General features: G+C 69.9%; 14 protein-coding genes. 2 read left to right on the top strand and 12 right to left on the bottom strand.

Annotated features, from left to right (window positions below; translation table 11 throughout):
* Positions 1–1,128 (bottom strand): cytochrome P450 (locus A5702_RS22975; protein ID WP_068224046.1); only part of this gene is annotated, 1,128 nt, incomplete at its 3' end.
* Between the two features lie 104 nt (positions 1,129–1,232).
* On the opposite strand from A5702_RS22975, the gene A5702_RS22970 reads away from it, so the two are divergent.
* Positions 1,233–1,877 carry a TetR/AcrR family transcriptional regulator gene (locus A5702_RS22970; RefSeq protein WP_055400105.1) on the top strand — a complete coding sequence of 215 codons (645 nt, stop codon included), beginning with the start codon at positions 1,233–1,235 and terminating at the stop codon, positions 1,875–1,877.
* Between the two features lie 35 nt (positions 1,878–1,912).
* The gene (locus A5702_RS22965; RefSeq protein ID WP_055400184.1) at positions 1,913–2,332 is read left to right on the top strand and encodes a DUF5313 domain-containing protein; all 420 of its coding nucleotides are present in this window, start codon (positions 1,913–1,915) and stop codon (positions 2,330–2,332) included.
* Between the two features lie 6 nt (positions 2,333–2,338).
* Here A5702_RS22965 and proB read toward each other — a convergent pair whose 3' ends face one another.
* The 11 genes from proB to A5702_RS22910 all read right to left on the bottom strand — a co-directional run bounded on the left by proB (position 2,339) and on the right by A5702_RS22910 (position 15,637).
* Positions 2,339–3,442 carry a glutamate 5-kinase gene (gene proB, locus A5702_RS22960; protein WP_067821009.1) on the bottom strand — a complete coding sequence of 368 codons (1,104 nt, stop codon included), beginning with the start codon at positions 3,440–3,442 and terminating at the stop codon, positions 2,339–2,341.
* Entirely contained in the window at positions 3,439–4,893 is a 1,455-nt protein-coding gene (obgE, locus tag A5702_RS22955; RefSeq protein WP_068224044.1) for a GTPase ObgE, read from the bottom strand. Before obgE ends, proB begins: the two co-directional genes overlap by 4 nt.
* Positions 4,894–4,974: 81 nt before the next feature.
* On the bottom strand, positions 4,975–5,241 hold the full coding sequence (gene rpmA, locus A5702_RS22950) for a 50S ribosomal protein L27 (RefSeq protein WP_055400110.1): 267 nt from the start codon (positions 5,239–5,241) through the stop codon (positions 4,975–4,977).
* Between the two features lie 15 nt (positions 5,242–5,256).
* Entirely contained in the window at positions 5,257–5,568 is a 312-nt protein-coding gene (rplU, locus tag A5702_RS22945) for a 50S ribosomal protein L21 (RefSeq protein ID WP_007169506.1), read from the bottom strand.
* A 203-nt stretch (positions 5,569–5,771) separates the two neighbouring features.
* Entirely contained in the window at positions 5,772–8,603 is a 2,832-nt protein-coding gene (locus A5702_RS22940; protein ID WP_082956172.1) for an Rne/Rng family ribonuclease, read from the bottom strand.
* 315 nt (positions 8,604–8,918) lie between these two features.
* Entirely contained in the window at positions 8,919–9,329 is a 411-nt protein-coding gene (ndk, locus tag A5702_RS22935) for a nucleoside-diphosphate kinase (protein WP_067821003.1), read from the bottom strand.
* Positions 9,330–9,380: 51 nt separating this feature from the next.
* Positions 9,381–9,740: a DUF4233 domain-containing protein gene (locus A5702_RS22930; RefSeq protein ID WP_055400114.1), complete on the bottom strand. Its 360-nt coding sequence runs from the start codon at positions 9,738–9,740 to the stop codon at positions 9,381–9,383.
* Entirely contained in the window at positions 9,737–11,176 is a 1,440-nt protein-coding gene (locus A5702_RS22925) for a folylpolyglutamate synthase/dihydrofolate synthase family protein (RefSeq protein ID WP_068224040.1), read from the bottom strand. The genes A5702_RS22930 and A5702_RS22925 overlap by 4 nt, the downstream gene beginning before the upstream one ends.
* Entirely contained in the window at positions 11,173–13,806 is a 2,634-nt protein-coding gene (locus tag A5702_RS22920) for a valine--tRNA ligase (RefSeq protein ID WP_068224038.1), read from the bottom strand. Before A5702_RS22920 ends, A5702_RS22925 begins: the two co-directional genes overlap by 4 nt.
* A gap of 62 nt (positions 13,807–13,868) precedes the next feature.
* Positions 13,869–15,128, bottom strand: coding sequence for a trans-acting enoyl reductase family protein (locus A5702_RS22915; protein WP_055400120.1), 1,260 nt, complete (start codon positions 15,126–15,128; stop codon positions 13,869–13,871).
* 80 nt (positions 15,129–15,208) lie between these two features.
* Positions 15,209–15,637 (bottom strand): transglycosylase family protein, encoded by a 429-nt coding sequence (locus tag A5702_RS22910; protein WP_231965164.1) that lies wholly within the window; start codon positions 15,635–15,637, stop codon positions 15,209–15,211.
* Positions 15,638–15,651: the final 14 nt, after the last annotated feature.

The raw sequence follows: 15,651 nt of genomic DNA, 5'->3' as shown, positions 1-15,651 counted from the left end.
GTGCACGCCGCCGCCGCCGAAGCCGACGTGCGGGTTGGGGCTGCGGCCCAGGTCCAACCGTTCCGGATGATCGAACGTCTCGGTGTCCCAGTTGCCCGACGGGTAGAACATCACCACCTTCTCCCCCGCCGCTATCTGCTGGCCGCCCAATTCGAAATCCGTTGCGGCCGTGCGGCGGAAGGTCATCACCGGGGAGGCCCACCGGACGAACTCCTCGACCGCCGTGCCGATTCGGTTGTCGAAATCCTCCAGCAACCACGCCCGCTGATCACCGAAGTCGGTGAGCGCCTTCATTGCGTGGCTGGTCGTTTGCCGGGTGGTGTCGTTGGCCGCCACGGAAAGCAGCACGAAGAAGGCGGCCACCTCGGCGTCGGTCAACCGCTCACCGTCGACCTCGGCGTTCACCAGGCCGCTGATCAGGTCGTCGCCGGGATGCTCGCGGCGCTGGGCCGCCAGCTCCCCGGCCACCTGGTGCACGTAGGTCTGGTTCTCGAACAGCACCTCCATCGGGTGGCGGCCGTCGAGGTAGGCCGGGTCGGCCCAGGACACCATGGCGTCGGTGGCGGCCGCCATGTGCTCGCGCTCGGATTCGGGGATCCCGACCATGTCCGACAACGTGCGGATGGGCAGCTCCTTGGCGCAGTGGTCGACGAAGTCCGCCCCGCTGCCGGCGGCCCGCAGCTCTTCCACGATGGTGCGGGCGTTGGCCCGGATCGAGTCCTCGATGCGGCGCACCTGGCGCGGGGTGAAGGCGGCGCTGACCAGCTTGCGCAGCTTGGTGTGCCGCGGCGGGTCCATCGCCAGGAACGACTGGGACGCTTCGAGCAGCTCCACCGGGATGTTCTCGAACATCACGCCCCGCCCGGACAGGAACACCTCGTTGTTGCGGCTGACCGCGACGATGTCGGCGCGCCGGGTGATCGCCCAATAGCCGGGGTCCGCGGGATCGGGCATCAGGGCGTCTTCGACCGGCGGGTGCCAGCTCACCGGCCGCTCGGCGCGCAGCACGGCGAACGACCGTTCCCGCTCGGCCGCGGTCGTCGCCCAGAACGCGCGGGAGGACAGGTCGATGGGGTCGTAGGGGCGGCCGGGTTGCTCGGTGCCCGACTTTCCGGTCAGCACGGTCATGATGGTCCTCCGTCGCGTATGACCCCGGTCACAAATCCGCCTGTGACACTATTCCTAGACATGATGTCTAGTCAAGTTGTCGAATCACGGTCTATGCTGGGAGAATGCCATCGGTCACCCGCAAGCCGCAGGCCAACCGCGAACAGGAACGCCAGCAGCGGCGCGAGCAGATCGAGCGCCGGTTGCTGGACGCCACCGAGCGGCTGATGCGCGAGGGCGCCAGCTTCACCGAGCTCAGCGTTGACCGGCTGTCGAGCGCGGCCGGCATTTCCCGCGCGAGCTTCTACATCTACTTCGAGGACAAGGGCCACCTGCTGCGTCGCCTGGCCAACCAGGTTTTCGCCGACCTCGCCGACAGCGCGGAGCGCTGGTGGGCGGTGGCCGGGCGCCACGATCCCAGTGACGTCCGCGCCGCGATGGACGGCATCATCGCCAGCTACCGCCGGCACCAGCCGGTGCTGGTCGCGCTCAACGAGATGGCCGGATACGACCCGCTGGTCGCGGCGACCTACCGCAACCTGCTGACCGCGGTCACCGGGCGGATGGCCCGGGTCATCGAGGAGGGCCAGGCCGATGGCTCGATCCGGCCGGAGCTGCCGGCGACCACCACGGCCGGCGCGCTGACCTGGATGGTCGAGCGGGCCTGCCAGCAGGAGCTCCCGGTGAAGCCACCCGAATACGACCCGGAACTGGCCGCGACGTTGGCCGAGATCGTCTGGGGTGCGCTCTATCTCAAGCCCGTGCGCTGATGCGCCCGCGACAGGACGAGGACAAAATGGGAACCATGACCACCACCAAACCCAACGTGTGGCAATACATCGGCTACTCGTACGGGCGCTGCCTGCCCAGCTCGATGCGCGACTGGGTCGCCAACGATCTCGCCGGCAAGGGAGCAGTGCGCCGGCACATGATCCGGTGGGCCATCCCGCCGCTGTTCGTCCTCGCACCCTTTTGGTTGCTGCCCGCTTCGCTGTATGTGCACACCGAGATGACGGCGCCGCTGTACATCTGGGCCCTGCTGATCACGCTGGCGTTGAACAAGGTGTGGCGTCGGCACCGGCTCGCCCAGCACGGGCTCGACCCGAACATGGTCGACGTGCTCAAGAACAAGAAACAGGCGCGGATGCACGAGGATTACGCGCGCCGGTTCGGGCCGCGCCCGGAATCGGCGGCGTGGCAGGACAACAGCAACCCGTTCACCTGACCCGGCTCAGACCGCCACCAGGTCGTCGGCGTGCACGGCGGGCCGGCGCAGCTCGCCCGGCAGCTCGGAGGTCGACCGGCCGATCATGGTCGCCAGTTCGGCGGCGTCGTAGGCCACCACGCCCCGGGCCACCATGGCCGCGTCCGGTCCGCGCAGTTCGACGACGTCGCCGGCGTAGAACCGGCCCGCCACCGCGGTGATCCCGGCGGCCAGCAGCGAGCGGCGCTGGGTCACCACCGCGCGCACGGCGCCCTCGTCGAGGGTCAGCACCCCGGCGGCCTCGGCGGCGTAGCGGACCCAGAAGCGCCGGGCCGACATCCGCGCGGGCCGTGCGGCGAACACCGTGCCGACCGAGGCGTCGGTGAGGGCGGTCGCGGCGTCGTCCGCGGCGGCCAGCAGGACCGGCACCCCGGCGTCGGCGGCCAGCAAGGCCGACGACATCTTCGACACCATCCCGCCGGTGCCCAGGTCGCTGCCCGGGCCCGCGACCACACCGGACAGGTCCGCCGCGCCGGACACTTCCGCAATGAATCTCGCGCCCTTGGTTTTTCGCGGATCGGAGTCGTACAGGCCGTCGATGTCGGAGAGCAGCACCAGGGCGTCGGCGCCGACGAGGTGAGCCACCAGCGCCGAAAGCCGATCGTTGTCGCCGAACCGGATCTCGTTGGTGGCCACCGTGTCGTTTTCGTTGACGATCGCGACCGCGCGCAGGGCGCGCAACCGGTCCAGGGTGCGCTGGGCGTTCGTGTGCTGGGCCCGCATCGAGATGTCGTGCGCGGTCAGCAACACCTGCCCCACCGTACGGCCGTAGCGGGCGAACGCCGCGCTCCACGCGTTCACCAGCGCGACCTGCCCGACGCTGGCCGCGGCCTGCTTGGTCGCCAAATCCTTCGGGCGCCGGGTCAATCCGAGCGGCTCGATACCGGCGGCGATGGCGCCCGACGACACGATGACGACGTCGGTGCCCGCCTTCATCCGCGACTCGATGGCGTCGGCGAGCCCGGCCAGCCTCCCGGCGTCGAACACACCGGCCGCCGTCGTCAGTGCGTTGGTCCCGACCTTGACGACCAGGCTGCGCGCGGTCCGGACGGCTTCGCGGTGCGCACTCACGACCGCTCACCGGGGTCGTCGCCGCGCTCTCGGCGCTGCCGCCGGGCCGCCTTGCGCTCGGCGGCGCCGGTGCGTTCGCTGCGTTCCAGCCGAACGTCCGTGCCCCTGCCGGACATCGCAACGTGTTGTCCCGCAGGCGTTTGCGGCTCCCAGTCGAACGTCATGTCCCCGATCGTCACGGCGCAGCCGGGTTGCGCGCCGAGGCGCAGCAACTCCTCCTCGACCCCCAGCCGGGCCAGTCGATCGGCGAGATAACCGACGGCCTCGCCGTTGTCGAAGTTGGTCTGGCGGACCCATCGCTGCGGCCGGGCGCCGGTGACGAGGAAGCCGCCCTCGCCGTCCGGCTCTACGGCAAAGCCGCTGTCGTCGACCGGGACCGGACGGATGACCGGGCGCCGCGGCACGATCGCCGGCCGGGCCGCGTTGTACTCCGAGATCATCCGCCACAACCCGAATATCAAGGGCTGCAACCCTTCTCGGGAGACCGTCGATACCAGGTACACCGGCCAGCCGCGCTCGGCGATCTCGTCGCGGACGAACTCGGCGAGTTCGCGCGCCTCTGGCACGTCGATCTTGTTGAGCACCACCGCCCGGGGCCGTTCCGCGAGATCGCCCAGCGTCGTATCCCCTTGCAGGGTGGGCTTGTACGCGGCGAGTTCGCCTTCCAGCGCCTCGATGTCGGAGATCGGGTCGCGGCCCGGCTCCGCCGTGGCGCAGTCGACGACGTGCACCAGCACGGCGCAGCGCTCGATGTGGCGAAGGAAATCCAGGCCCAGGCCGCGGCCCTGGGAAGCGCCGGGGATCAGGCCCGGCACGTCGGCGACGGTGAAGGTGTGCTCGCCCGCCGACACCACGCCCAGGTTCGGCACCAGCGTGGTGAACGGGTAGTCCGCGACCTTGGGTTTGGCGGCCGAGATCGCCGACACCAGTGAGGATTTGCCGGCCGAGGGGAACCCGATGAGGCCGGCGTCGGCGACGGTCTTGAGTTCGAGGGTCAGGTCCCGCGTTTCGCCCTGCTCGCCGAGCAGCGCGAAGCCGGGGGCCTTGCGGGCGCGCGACGCCAGCGCCGCGTTGCCCAGGCCGCCACGGCCGCCGGCCGCGGCTTCGAAACGGGTGCCCGCGCCGACCAAATCGGCCAGCAGCCGGCCGTTTTCGTCCAGCACGACGGTGCCGTCGGGGACTTTGACTTCCAGGTCCGCACCGGCCGCGCCGTCACGGTTGTTGCCCATCCCCTGCTTGCCCGACGGCGCGGTGACGTGCGGGTGGAAGTGGAAGTCCAGCAGGGTGTGCACCTGCGGGTCCACGACGAACACGATGCTGCCGCCGCGGCCGCCGTTGCCGCCGTCGGGACCACCCAGTGGCTTGAATTTCTCGCGATGGACCGACGCGCAGCCGTTACCGCCGGAGCCCGCACGCGCGTGGATGACGACGCGATCGACGAACCGGGGCATCGAGGGTCCTCCCAACCGCCCGACGTGTACTCACTGCCGAATTCGGGATGATTCTCAGCGGTGAGCGCACGCTCGCGGTGGTCAGTCGGCGGTCTGGCCGGCCGCGACGATGTTGACGGTCTTACGTCCGCGCTTGACGCCGAACTCGACGGCCCCCGCCGCCTTGGCGAACAGCGTGTCGTCACCGCCGCGCCCGACGTTCACGCCGGGGTGGAACTTGGTGCCACGCTGGCGAACGATGATTTCGCCGGCCTTGACGATCTGGCCGCCGAATCGCTTCACGCCCAGCCGCTGGGCTGCGGAATCGCGACCGTTGCGCGAGCTGGAAGCGCCCTTCTTGTGTGCCATTCTTGTCGCCTCCCGCTACTTGATTCCGGTGACCTTCAGGACCGTCAGCTGCTGACGGTGTCCCTGACGCTTGTGGTAGCCGGTCTTGTTCCTGAACTTGTGGATGCGGATCTTCGGGCCCTTGGTGTGCTCGAGCACCTCGCCGGTCACCGCGACCTTGGCCAGTGCGGCGGCGTCGGTGGTCACCTTCGCGCCGTCCACCACCAGGGTGACGGGCAGCGACACGTTCGCGCCCGGGTCGGAGTCGAGCTTCTCGACCTTGACCACGTCCCCGACGGCGACCTTGTACTGCTTGCCGCCCGTCTTGACGATTGCGTAGGTCGCCATCGTTGCTCCTGCCTTCTTTCCTCTGCTCAGCCGCTTGGTCGGCGCTTCGCGCGCGAGCCACCGGCGGTGCGCGTGGTGGGTCTTGGTTGCGGGTCCGCGCCGACTGCCCGGGAGTCCCGCCGTCACCGGCCCAAGCCCAACCGGCCTGGCGACAACTGTCCTAGGGTACTTGACCAGCGGCTACAGGGTCAAACCGGGTCAGGTCAGTCCGCGTGGATGGGAGGGCCGGCCGGCCTGCCCGCCGCGCGGCGCCGACGCGGACGCCCGAACGCCGGCCCGCCGTCTCCGCCGTCGGAGTCGGAGTCTTCGGAGTCGTCGTCCTCGACGTCCAGGTCGTCGTCGTCCATCTCGAGGTCGTCGTCGTCATCGCCGAGGTCTTCCTCGTCGTCGATGTCTTCGTCCTCGTCGTCGGCCTCGTCGTCCTCGTCGTCGAGCTCGTCGTCTTCGTCGGTGTCGTCATCGCTGTCGTCGGACTCCTCGAAGTCCTCCTGCTCGGTGTCCTCGGTGTCCTCCACGTCGGCCAGGTCGCGCCGCTTCTGCTCGTCGAGCTCGTCGGTGGCTTCCACGGCGGATTCGTCGGATTCCTCGTCGGCACGGCCGGTCTGCCCGGGGCCGCCGGCGGCCATGGCCTTGAACATCGGGTGCTCGCCCGGGGCGTGCGCGGGCACCTTGGCCACCACCGGCTCCTCGGCCCGGTTCTTCTTCGAGCGCCTGCCGCGGCGTCCACCGCCCTCGGACTTGCGCCCGTTCGACGGCGCCGAGTCCACCGGGTCGGTGTGCAGCACGATCCCGCGGCCGCCACAGTGCGTGCACGACGTCGAGAAGGCCTCGATCAGCCCGGTGCCCAACCGCTTGCGGGTCAGCTGGACCAGTCCCAGCGACGTCACCTCCGACACCTGATGGCGGGTGCGGTCCCGGGCCAGCGCCTCGGTCAGCCGTCGCAACACCAGGTCGCGGTTGGACTCGAGGACCATGTCGATGAAGTCGATGACCACGATGCCGCCGATGTCGCGCAGCCGCAGTTGCCGGACGATCTCCTCGGCCGCCTCCAGGTTGTTCTTGGTGACGGTCTGTTCGAGGTTGCCGCCGGAGCCGGTGAACTTGCCGGTGTTGACGTCGACGACGGTCATGGCCTCGGTGCGGTCGATCACCAGCGTGCCGCCCGAGGGCAGCCACACCTTGCGCTCCATCGCCTTGGCGAGTTGCTCGTCGATGCGATGCACCGCGAACACGTCCGGACCCGGCTGACCCTCCGACCCGCTGGGCGGCTCGTACTTGCTGAGCTTCGAAACTAGATCGGGCGCAACGGAATTCACGTATTCGGTGATGGTGGTCCATGCATCGTCGCCGGAGACGACCAGGCCGGCGAAGTCCTCGTTGAACAGGTCGCGGATGACCTTGACCAGCACGTCGGGCTCTTCGTAGAGCGCGACGGCGGCGCCGGCGGCCTTACCCGTGATCTCCGCCGCCTTGGCCTCGATCTGCTTCCAGCGCTCCTGTAGGCGGGTGACGTCGTTGCGGATGTCGTCCTCTTTGACGCCCTCGGACGCCGTGCGGATGATCACCCCGGCGTCGGACGGGACCACCTCGCGCAGGATCTCCTTGAGCCGCTGCCGTTCGGTGTCGGGCAGCTTGCGGCTGATCCCGGTCGACGACGCGCCGGGCACGTAGACCAGGTAGCGGCCGGCCAGCGACACCTGGGTGGTCAGCCGGGCGCCCTTGTGCCCGACGGGATCCTTGCTGACCTGGACCACGACGTAGTCGCCCGGCTTGAGCGCCTGTTCGATCTTGCGGTCCGACCCGCCCAGCCCGGCGGCTTCCCAGTTGACCTCGCCGGCGTAGAGCACGCCGTTGCGGCCGCGGCCGATGTCGACGAACGCCGCCTCCATCGAGGGCAGGACGTTCTGCACGATCCCGAGGTAGATGTTGCCGACCAGCGAGGCGGAAGCGGCCGACGTCACGAAGTGCTCGACGACGATGCCGTCCTCGAGCACCGCGATCTGGGTGTACCGCGCCCCCTGATGCGGCGGCTCGCTGCGGACCCTGTCGCGCACGACCATGATCCGTTCGACGGCCTCCCGGCGCGCCAGGAACTCCGCCTCGGTCAGCACCGGCGGGCGGCGGCGCCCGGCGCCGCGGCCGTCGCGGCGCCGCTGCCGCTTGGCCTCGAGGCGGGTGGAGCCGTCGATGCCCTTGATCTCGGCGTTCGACGAGCCGTCGCCGCCGTTCTTGCCGTTGCGGGGCGGCCGCTCGTGCACGACCGTGTTCGGCGGGTCGTCCGGGGACGGCGATTCGTCGCCATCGTCGCCGCCCGCACCCGACTTGCGACGCCGGCGCCTGCGGCGACGGCGGTTGCCGCCCTCCGCGGAGCCGTCGTCACCGGCATCGGAGTCGTCGGAGTCGTCGTCGTCCTCGGCATCGGCGTCGGCGGAATCGTCGCGGCCGGCCTTCTGGCCCCGCTGCTGCGGCTCGTCGTCCTCACCGCCGTCTTGACTGTCGGATCCGCCCTGCTCACCGCGGCCGCGGCCCCGGCCACGGCGCCCTCGGCGGCGGCGCCGGTTGGCCGGCCGATCGGCCTGCTCGTCGTCTTCGTCGTCGGCGTCGGAATCGTCGGAGTCGGAGTCCGAATCGGAGCCCTCGTCGGCGCTTGCGTCGTCCTCGCCTTCCGGTATCGGCTGCGGGGCGACGAACAGCGGCATGTAATGCGGCCGCTCGGTCGCGGTCTCCAGCATCAACCGGGATTCGGGTTCCTCGGCCGCGGCCTCGGCGTTTGCAGCGCTCACGGCGTCGGCGGCGCTTTCGGCGCCGCCGTCGGGCTGGGCGGCCAGCAGATCGCGCACCCGGACGGCGTCGTCGCGGTCGACGGTGGAGTGCGCGCTGCGCACCCGCCCGTCGAGTGCGCTCAGCGCGTCCAGCACCCGCTGGCTGGTGGTTCCCAGCGTTCGTGCCAGCGAATGAACTCTCAGGCGGTCCGGCAGTTCGTCGTGCCCGGTCGGCTCTTCGGATGACTCTGCAGATGGTGCACCGTCTACCACGTATTCTCCTCAAGCCCCCGGGCGCGTCCTTGCGACGCGGCCACGCGAGGGCTTCGCTATGGGTCCGGGTGGCTTCCCGGACTTGTGATGGTCTCGCCCCGAGCGGTTCGCGGGGAACGCACTCGGCGCCGTGCTGAATGATGGCCTGACATGCCGCGCACCAACGCCGGTGGCGATGATCGCGCTTGTCTAAGTCTTCATTCGGGTGTCCGACACCGGTCCGGCGACGTTCACCCTCCGTCAGTATCCCACATCACTCGGCGAGCCAAGCCGCCCCCGAGCAAACCGGCCGTCAGCGCGCCGTTAGCTGGGTCGCTAGGCGTCGGGAAACCAGAGCGCGATTTCGCGCTTTGCGGACTCCGGCGAGTCCGACCCGTGCACGAGGTTGAACTGGGTCTCCAGCCCGAAATCGCCCCGAATGGTGCCGGGCGTGGCCTTCTCGACCGGGTCGGTACCGCCCGCGAGCTGCCGAAATGCGGCAATCGCGCGCGGTCCCTCGACGATCGCCGCCACCACCGGTCCCGAGGTGATGAACTCCAGCAGGGATTCGAAGAACGGCTTGCCTTCGTGTTCGGCGTAATGCGCGGCGGCCAGGTCCCCGCCGACGCGCCGAAGCTCCAGCGCGGCGATGGTCAGGCCCTTCCGCTCGATGCGGCTGATGATTTCCCCCACCAGCTGCCGCTCGACGCCGTCCGGCTTGATCAGTACCAGGGTCCGTTCGGTCACGGCGGACAGCGTACAGAACCGGGCGCCGATCGGCCGGGCGGCGACCGGGCCCTACGGCTGCCGGCGCCGCACCTCGGCCCGGAAGTACGCGATCAAGGCCCACAGGCCGGTGAACAGCACCCCGATGAATCCCACGCCGGGGTACACCGCGAAGCCGGCGAGCAGGAGCAGCTGAGCGGCCAGGTTCACCCAGATCGCCCAGGGTTTGCGCTGCACCCCGCCCAGCACGATGAGCAGCCCGGCCACGCTGACCAGGTAGCCCAGGGACACCGAGGTCAGCCCGCCTCCGACCGCGCTCACCACGGGGATCGCCAGCAGCACCACGATCGCTTCCAGGAGCAGCGTGGCGGCCATCACCGCGCCGAAGCTGCGCCACGGGTCGGCCGGCGGGGCCGGGTCTTCCTCGGTCATTCCGGATCACGACCGAACAGGGTCCGCGCCGCCCCGGCGGTGACGACCGAGCCGGTGATGACGACCCCGGTGCCGGAGAAGTCGGAGGCCTCCCCGTCCGTCGCCGCGTCGTCGACGAGCGCGGTGGCGGCGTCGATGGCGTCGCGCAGGTTCTCGGAGGTGGTGACCCGCTCGGGTCCGAACCGCGCCGCGGCCGCCACCGCGAGCGAGTCGACGTCGAGCGCCCGCGGGGACCCGTTATGGGTCACCACCACGGCGTCGAACGCCGGCTCCAGGGCGGCGAGGATGCCGTCCACGTCCTTGTCCGCCATCACGCTGAGGACGCCGACCAGGTATCGGAAGTCGAATTCGTCGCCCAGCGTCTGCGCCAGCGCGGCCGCGCCGGCCGGATTGTGGGCGGCGTCGATGAACACGGTGGGCGCGCTGCGCATGCGTTCGAGCCGGCCGGGGCTGGTGACGGCGGCGAAACCGGCCCGCACCGCCTCGACGTCGAGTTGCCGCTGCGCGCCGGCGCCGAAGAAAGCTTCCACGGCCGCGAGTGCCACCACCGCGTTGTGGGCCTGGTGTTCCCCGTGCAGCGGCAGGTAGATGTCCGGGTACACCCCGCCGAGGCCCTGCAGTTCGAGCACCTGGCCGCCGATCGCGATCTGGCGGCCCAGGACCGCGAACTCCGATCCCTCGCGGGCCACCGCGGCGTCGGCGCGCACGGCCTGGGCCAGCAGCACCTCCATCGCTTCGGGCGCCTGCCGGGCGATGACCGCGACGGTGTCGGGTGCGCCCTCGGGCGCTTTGGTGATGATGCCGGCCTTTTCGCCGGCGATGCCGGGAAGGTCGCCGCCGAGGTATTCGACGTGGTCGATGCCCACGGGCGTGATGACCGCCACCGGCGCGTTGATCACGTTGGTGGCGTCCCAGCGCCCGCCCATGCCGACCTCGACCACCGCAACGTCGACGGGCGCGTCGGCGAACGCCGCGAACGCCATCGCCGTCAGCACCTCGAACTTGCTCATCGCCGGGCCGCCCGCGTCCTGCGACTGGGCGTCGACGATCTGGACGAACGGTTCGATCTCCCGGTAGGTCGCCACGTATTGGGCGGGGGTGACCGGCCGTCCGTCGAGGGCGATGCGCTCGACCGCCGATTGCAGGTGCGGGCTGGTGGTCCGCCCGGTGCGCTGGTGCAGCGCGGTCACCAGCGCGTCCACCATGCGCGCCACCGAAGTCTTTCCGTTGGTGCCGGCGATGTGGATCGAGGGATAGGCCAGTTGGGGTGAGCCGAGCAAGTCCATCAGGGCGCTGATCCGGGTCAGGCTCGGTTCGAGCTTCGTCTCCGGCCAGCGCTGATCCAGCAGGTGCTCGACCTGCAGCAGGGCGGCGATCTCGTCCGGGGTGGGCGCCAGGCCGGTGCTTGGCGCCCAGTCGGGCTGCTCGGACGTCATTGCAGCGCAGCCAGCCTGGCGTTGATGCGCTCGGTCTCCTCCCGGGCCACCCGCTGGCGGTCCCGGATCTTGTCGACGACGTTCTGCGGGGCCTTGCCCAGGAAGTCCTCGTTGGCCAGTTTGGCGGTGGTGGACGCCAGCTCCTTCTGCGCCACGGCGAGGTCCTTCTCCAGGCGGCGGCGTTCGGCGGCCACGTCGATGGTGCCCGACGTGTCGATTTCGACGACCATGGTGTCGTCGCCGAGCCGGACCTCAAGGGACGCAGAGGGATTGAAATCCGTACCCGGGGTGGTCAGCGAGGTCAGGGCCATCACCTGTGCGCTCAAGTGGCCGCCGCCGGCCAACTGGGCCGGCACCTTCTGCCGATCGGCCAGCCCCTGATCGCTGCGGAACCGGCGGACCTCGGTGACGAGCCGCTGCAAGTCGTTGACGCGTTGCGCGGCAACGGCATCCAGCGCGATGCCGGACGGCGCCGGCCAGTCGGCGATCACCAGCGACTCCCCGCCGGTCAGCGCCTGCCACAGCGCCTCGGTGACGAACGGGATGACCGGGTGCAGCAGCCGCAGCAGCGTGTCCAGCACCGCGGCCAGCACGGCGGTGGTGTGGGTGATCCCCTCGGACAGCTGTGTCTTCGCCAATTCGACGTACCAGTCACAGAATTCGTCCCAGGTGAAGTGGTAGAGCGCCTCGCAGGCCCGGCTGAACTCGTAGACGTCGAACGCCGAATCGACCTCGGCACGAACCTCCTCCAGCCGTCCCAGGATCCAGCGGTCCTCGTCCGTGAGGTCGGCGAGATCGGGCAGCGGCGCCGGACGCGCACCGTTCAGGAGCGCGAACCGGGTGGCGTTGAACAACTTGGTGACGAAACTGCGCGACGCGCGGACGGCGTCCTCGCTGACGGCGAGGTCACCGCCGGGGCTGGCGCCGCGGGCCAGCGTGAACCGCAGCGCGTCGGCCCCGAACATTTCGACCCAGTCCAGCGGGTCGATGACGTTGCCCTTGGACTTGCTCATCTTGCGGCCGAACTCGTCGCGGATCAGGCCGTGCAGGAACACATCGGTGAACGGCACCTGCGGGGAGCGACGGCCGTCGAGCGTGATCGTGTCGTCGCCGCCCACGTAGGTGCCGAACATCATCATCCGGGCGACCCAGAAAAACAGGATATCGTATCCGGTCACCAAAACGCTTGTGGGATAGAACTTTTCCAGCTCTGGAGTCTTTTCCGGCCAGCCCAACGTGGAGAACGGCCACAGGGCCGACGAGAACCAGGTGTCCAGCACGTCCGGGTCCTGCTCCCAGCCCTCCGGCGGCGTCTCGTCGGGCCCGACGCACACCTGTTCGCCGTCCGGCCCGTACCAGATCGGGATGCGATGTCCCCACCAAAGCTGCCGGGAGATGCACCAGTCATGCATGTCGTCGACCCAGGCGAACCAGCGTGGCTCCAGGCTGGCGGGGTGAATGACGGTGTCCCCGTTGCGAACAGCGTCACCGGCGGCCTTGGCCAGCGATTCCACCCGCACCCACCATTGCAGCGATAGCCGCGGCTCGATCGGCTCGCCGCTGCGCTCGGAATGGCCCACGCTGTGCAGGTAAGGTCGTTTCTCCTCCACGACGCGGCCCTGCCCGGCCAGCGCCTCGCGCACCGCCACCCGGGCCTCGAAGCGGTCCATGCCGTCGAATTGCGTGCCGGTGTCGACGATTCGGCCCTTGGTATCCATGATCGAGATCATCGGCAGCTGGTGCCGCAGCCCGATCTCGAAGTCGTTGGGGTCGTGCGCCGGGGTGACTTTGACCGCGCCAGTACCGAATTCGGGGTCGACGTGTTCGTCGGCGACGATGAGTAGCTGACGGTCCACGAAGGGGTGCGGCAAGGTGGTGCCCACCAGGTGGCGGTAGCGCTCGTCGTCGGGATGGACCGCGATCGCGGTGTCGCCCAGCATCGTCTCGACCCGGGTGGTGGCGACCACGATGTGGGGTTGCGAATCGTCGAGCGAGCCGTAGCGGAACGACACCAGCTCGCCTTCGACGTCGAGGTAGTTGACCTCGAGGTCGGAGATCGCGGTCTCGAGCACCGGGGACCAGTTGACCAGCCGCTCGGCCTGATAGATCAACCCGGCGTCGTAGAGCCGCTTGAAAATCGTTCGCACCGCCCGCGACAGGCCCTCGTCCATGGTGAACCGGTCGCGGCTCCAGTCCACCCCGTCGCCCAGCCGGCGCATCTGGCCGCCGATGGCGCCGCCGGACTCCCGCTTCCAGTCCCACACCTTGTCGACGAACAGCTCCCGGCCGAAGTCCTCTTTGGTCTTCCCGTCGACCGCGAGCTGCCGTTCCACCACGCTCTGGGTCGCGATGCCCGCGTGGTCGGTGCCCGGCTGCCAGAGCACCTCGTATCCCTGCATCCGCTTACGACGGGTCAGGGCGTCCATCATGGTGTGTTCGAGCGCGTGACCCATGTGCAGGCTGCCGGTGACGTTCGGCGGGGGCAGCACGATCGAGTAGCCGGGCTTGGCGCTGGCCGCGTCGGCCTTGAAGTAGCCCGCGTCGAGCCATTTCTGGTAGATCGCGTCTTCGGCGGCAGCGGGATCCCACGACTTGGGCAGGTCGGTGGCGGGGCTGCGGCTGGCGGTCACCCGTCAATTCTAGGGAGCGCCGCTCACCTGAATGTAAGTGCCCAAACTGCAGGTGAGCCGGGTCACTTCCCCAGCCGGTCGACCTGCAAGGTCACACCGGCGGCGGGGAACCTGTCAAGCAGCGCGTCACCCATCGCGGCCGCGGGCGTGAGGACGCCGCGCAGCGCCGACAGCTTGTCGCGGTCGAACGCGAGCGCAAGGGCGCACTCCCCCAACAGCACCGCGGTCGCCTTATAACCGGGATCGCCGCGTTGCTCCATGCGTGCGACGTACCGCGCGCCGGTGGTCGTGGTGGTGTAAGTCTCGATCCGGTAGTAGCCACGCTCGCGCGCCGCCTCACTCGGACCGGTACCCGGCTTAGGCAGGATGCGTTCCAGCAGCTTGCGGGGCAGCAGCCGGAAATAACGGCTGCCCAGTTCCATGCCGGCGTTGCCCACGCCGCTCAGGACGGCGGATCCCACCGGCGCCAGGGGCGACGAGCCCAGGCTCAGGCTTTCGCTGTACCGGAACTGCCTGCCGTAGGCCCAGTCCATTAATGCGTTGCTGCGCCGCACGATTCGGGTGTTGACCGGTGCCATCATGAATCCGCCGGTCCACACCCCGGCCAGTTCGGGCGCGATGTCACTGCCTCGACGCCAGGGCAGGTCGGGCTGGCGGCCCAAATCCGGTTCGGCGGCGCGATCGGTGCTCAGCGTGTACGGGTCCGAGAGCCGGCGACGCTCGTCGGCATCGCGCGACGCCGTGTCCAACACTTCCAGCAGCGACGCGATGGTGCCGCCCGACAGCCCGCCGGACATGGAGCGCACGACGAAGTCGGTGCGGGCCAGCTCCCCCGCACCGTCGCCGCGGGCCGCGAGATACAGCGCGTACACGGTGAGATCCGAAGGAACGGAGTCGAATCCGCAACAGTGCACGATGCGGGCGCCGGTATCGGCGGCCTGCTTGTGGTAGGAGTCGATGCTGTCGCGGATGAACGGCGGCTCACCGGTCAGGTCGGCGTAGTCGGTGCCCGCGGCGGCGCAGGCGGCCACCAGCGGCAGCCCGTAGCGGGTGTAGGGCCCGACCGTGGTGATGACGACCTGGGTGCGGGCCGCCATCTCGTCGAGCGTCGAGGGCGATGACGCGTCGGCGGTGACAAGCGGCCAGGACTGCGCCGACTCGCCCAGGGTGTCCCGGACCGCGCGCAACCGCTCGGTTGACCTGCCGGCCAGCGCGACCCGCGTGCCGGGCGCCGACCGCGCCAAGTATTCGGCGGTCAACTTCCCGACGAAGCCGGTCGCCCCGTACAACACGATGTCGAATTCGCGCGGCGTTGCGGTCACGGGCCCGACGCTACCCCTCCCACAAATAAGTAGTGCCGGGCCCGTGGCCCGGCACTACTTATTACTGCGTTGTCCGATGATCAGCCGCGACGGCCGCAGACCGGCCAAGCGCCGATGCCCTGCGAGTGCAGCACGTTCTCGGCCACCCGGATCTGCTCCTCACGGCTCGCGTTCTGGGGCGAACCGCTGCCGCCGTTGGCGTGCCAGGTGCTCGAGGTGAACTGCAGGCCACCGGAGAAGCCGTTCCCGGTGTTGATCCCCCAGTTACCACCCGACTCGCACTGCGCGATGGCGTCCCAGTTGACGCTGTACGCCCTCACCGGCGGGGGCGGCGGCACGTCCGGGCCCGGAGGCGGCGGCACGTTGGGGTCGAAGGCCGCGGGGGCCGGCGGCGGCGCGTCCGGCGGCGGGGGCGGCGGAGGCGCGTCCGGAGCCGGCGGGGCGTCCGGGGCCGCGGACGGCGAAGTCTTGTCCGTGGCCGGCGGTAGCACTCCGCCGGGCGATTCCAGCCCACCGCTGTCGT

This window comes from Mycobacterium sp. E3339, from assembly GCF_001666915.1.
In the GTDB taxonomy this organism is placed as follows: Bacteria; Actinomycetota; Actinomycetes; order Mycobacteriales; family Mycobacteriaceae; genus Mycobacterium.
The sequence above is the reverse complement of the archived record's forward strand: the minus strand, read 5'-3'. Positions and strand labels throughout refer to the sequence as shown.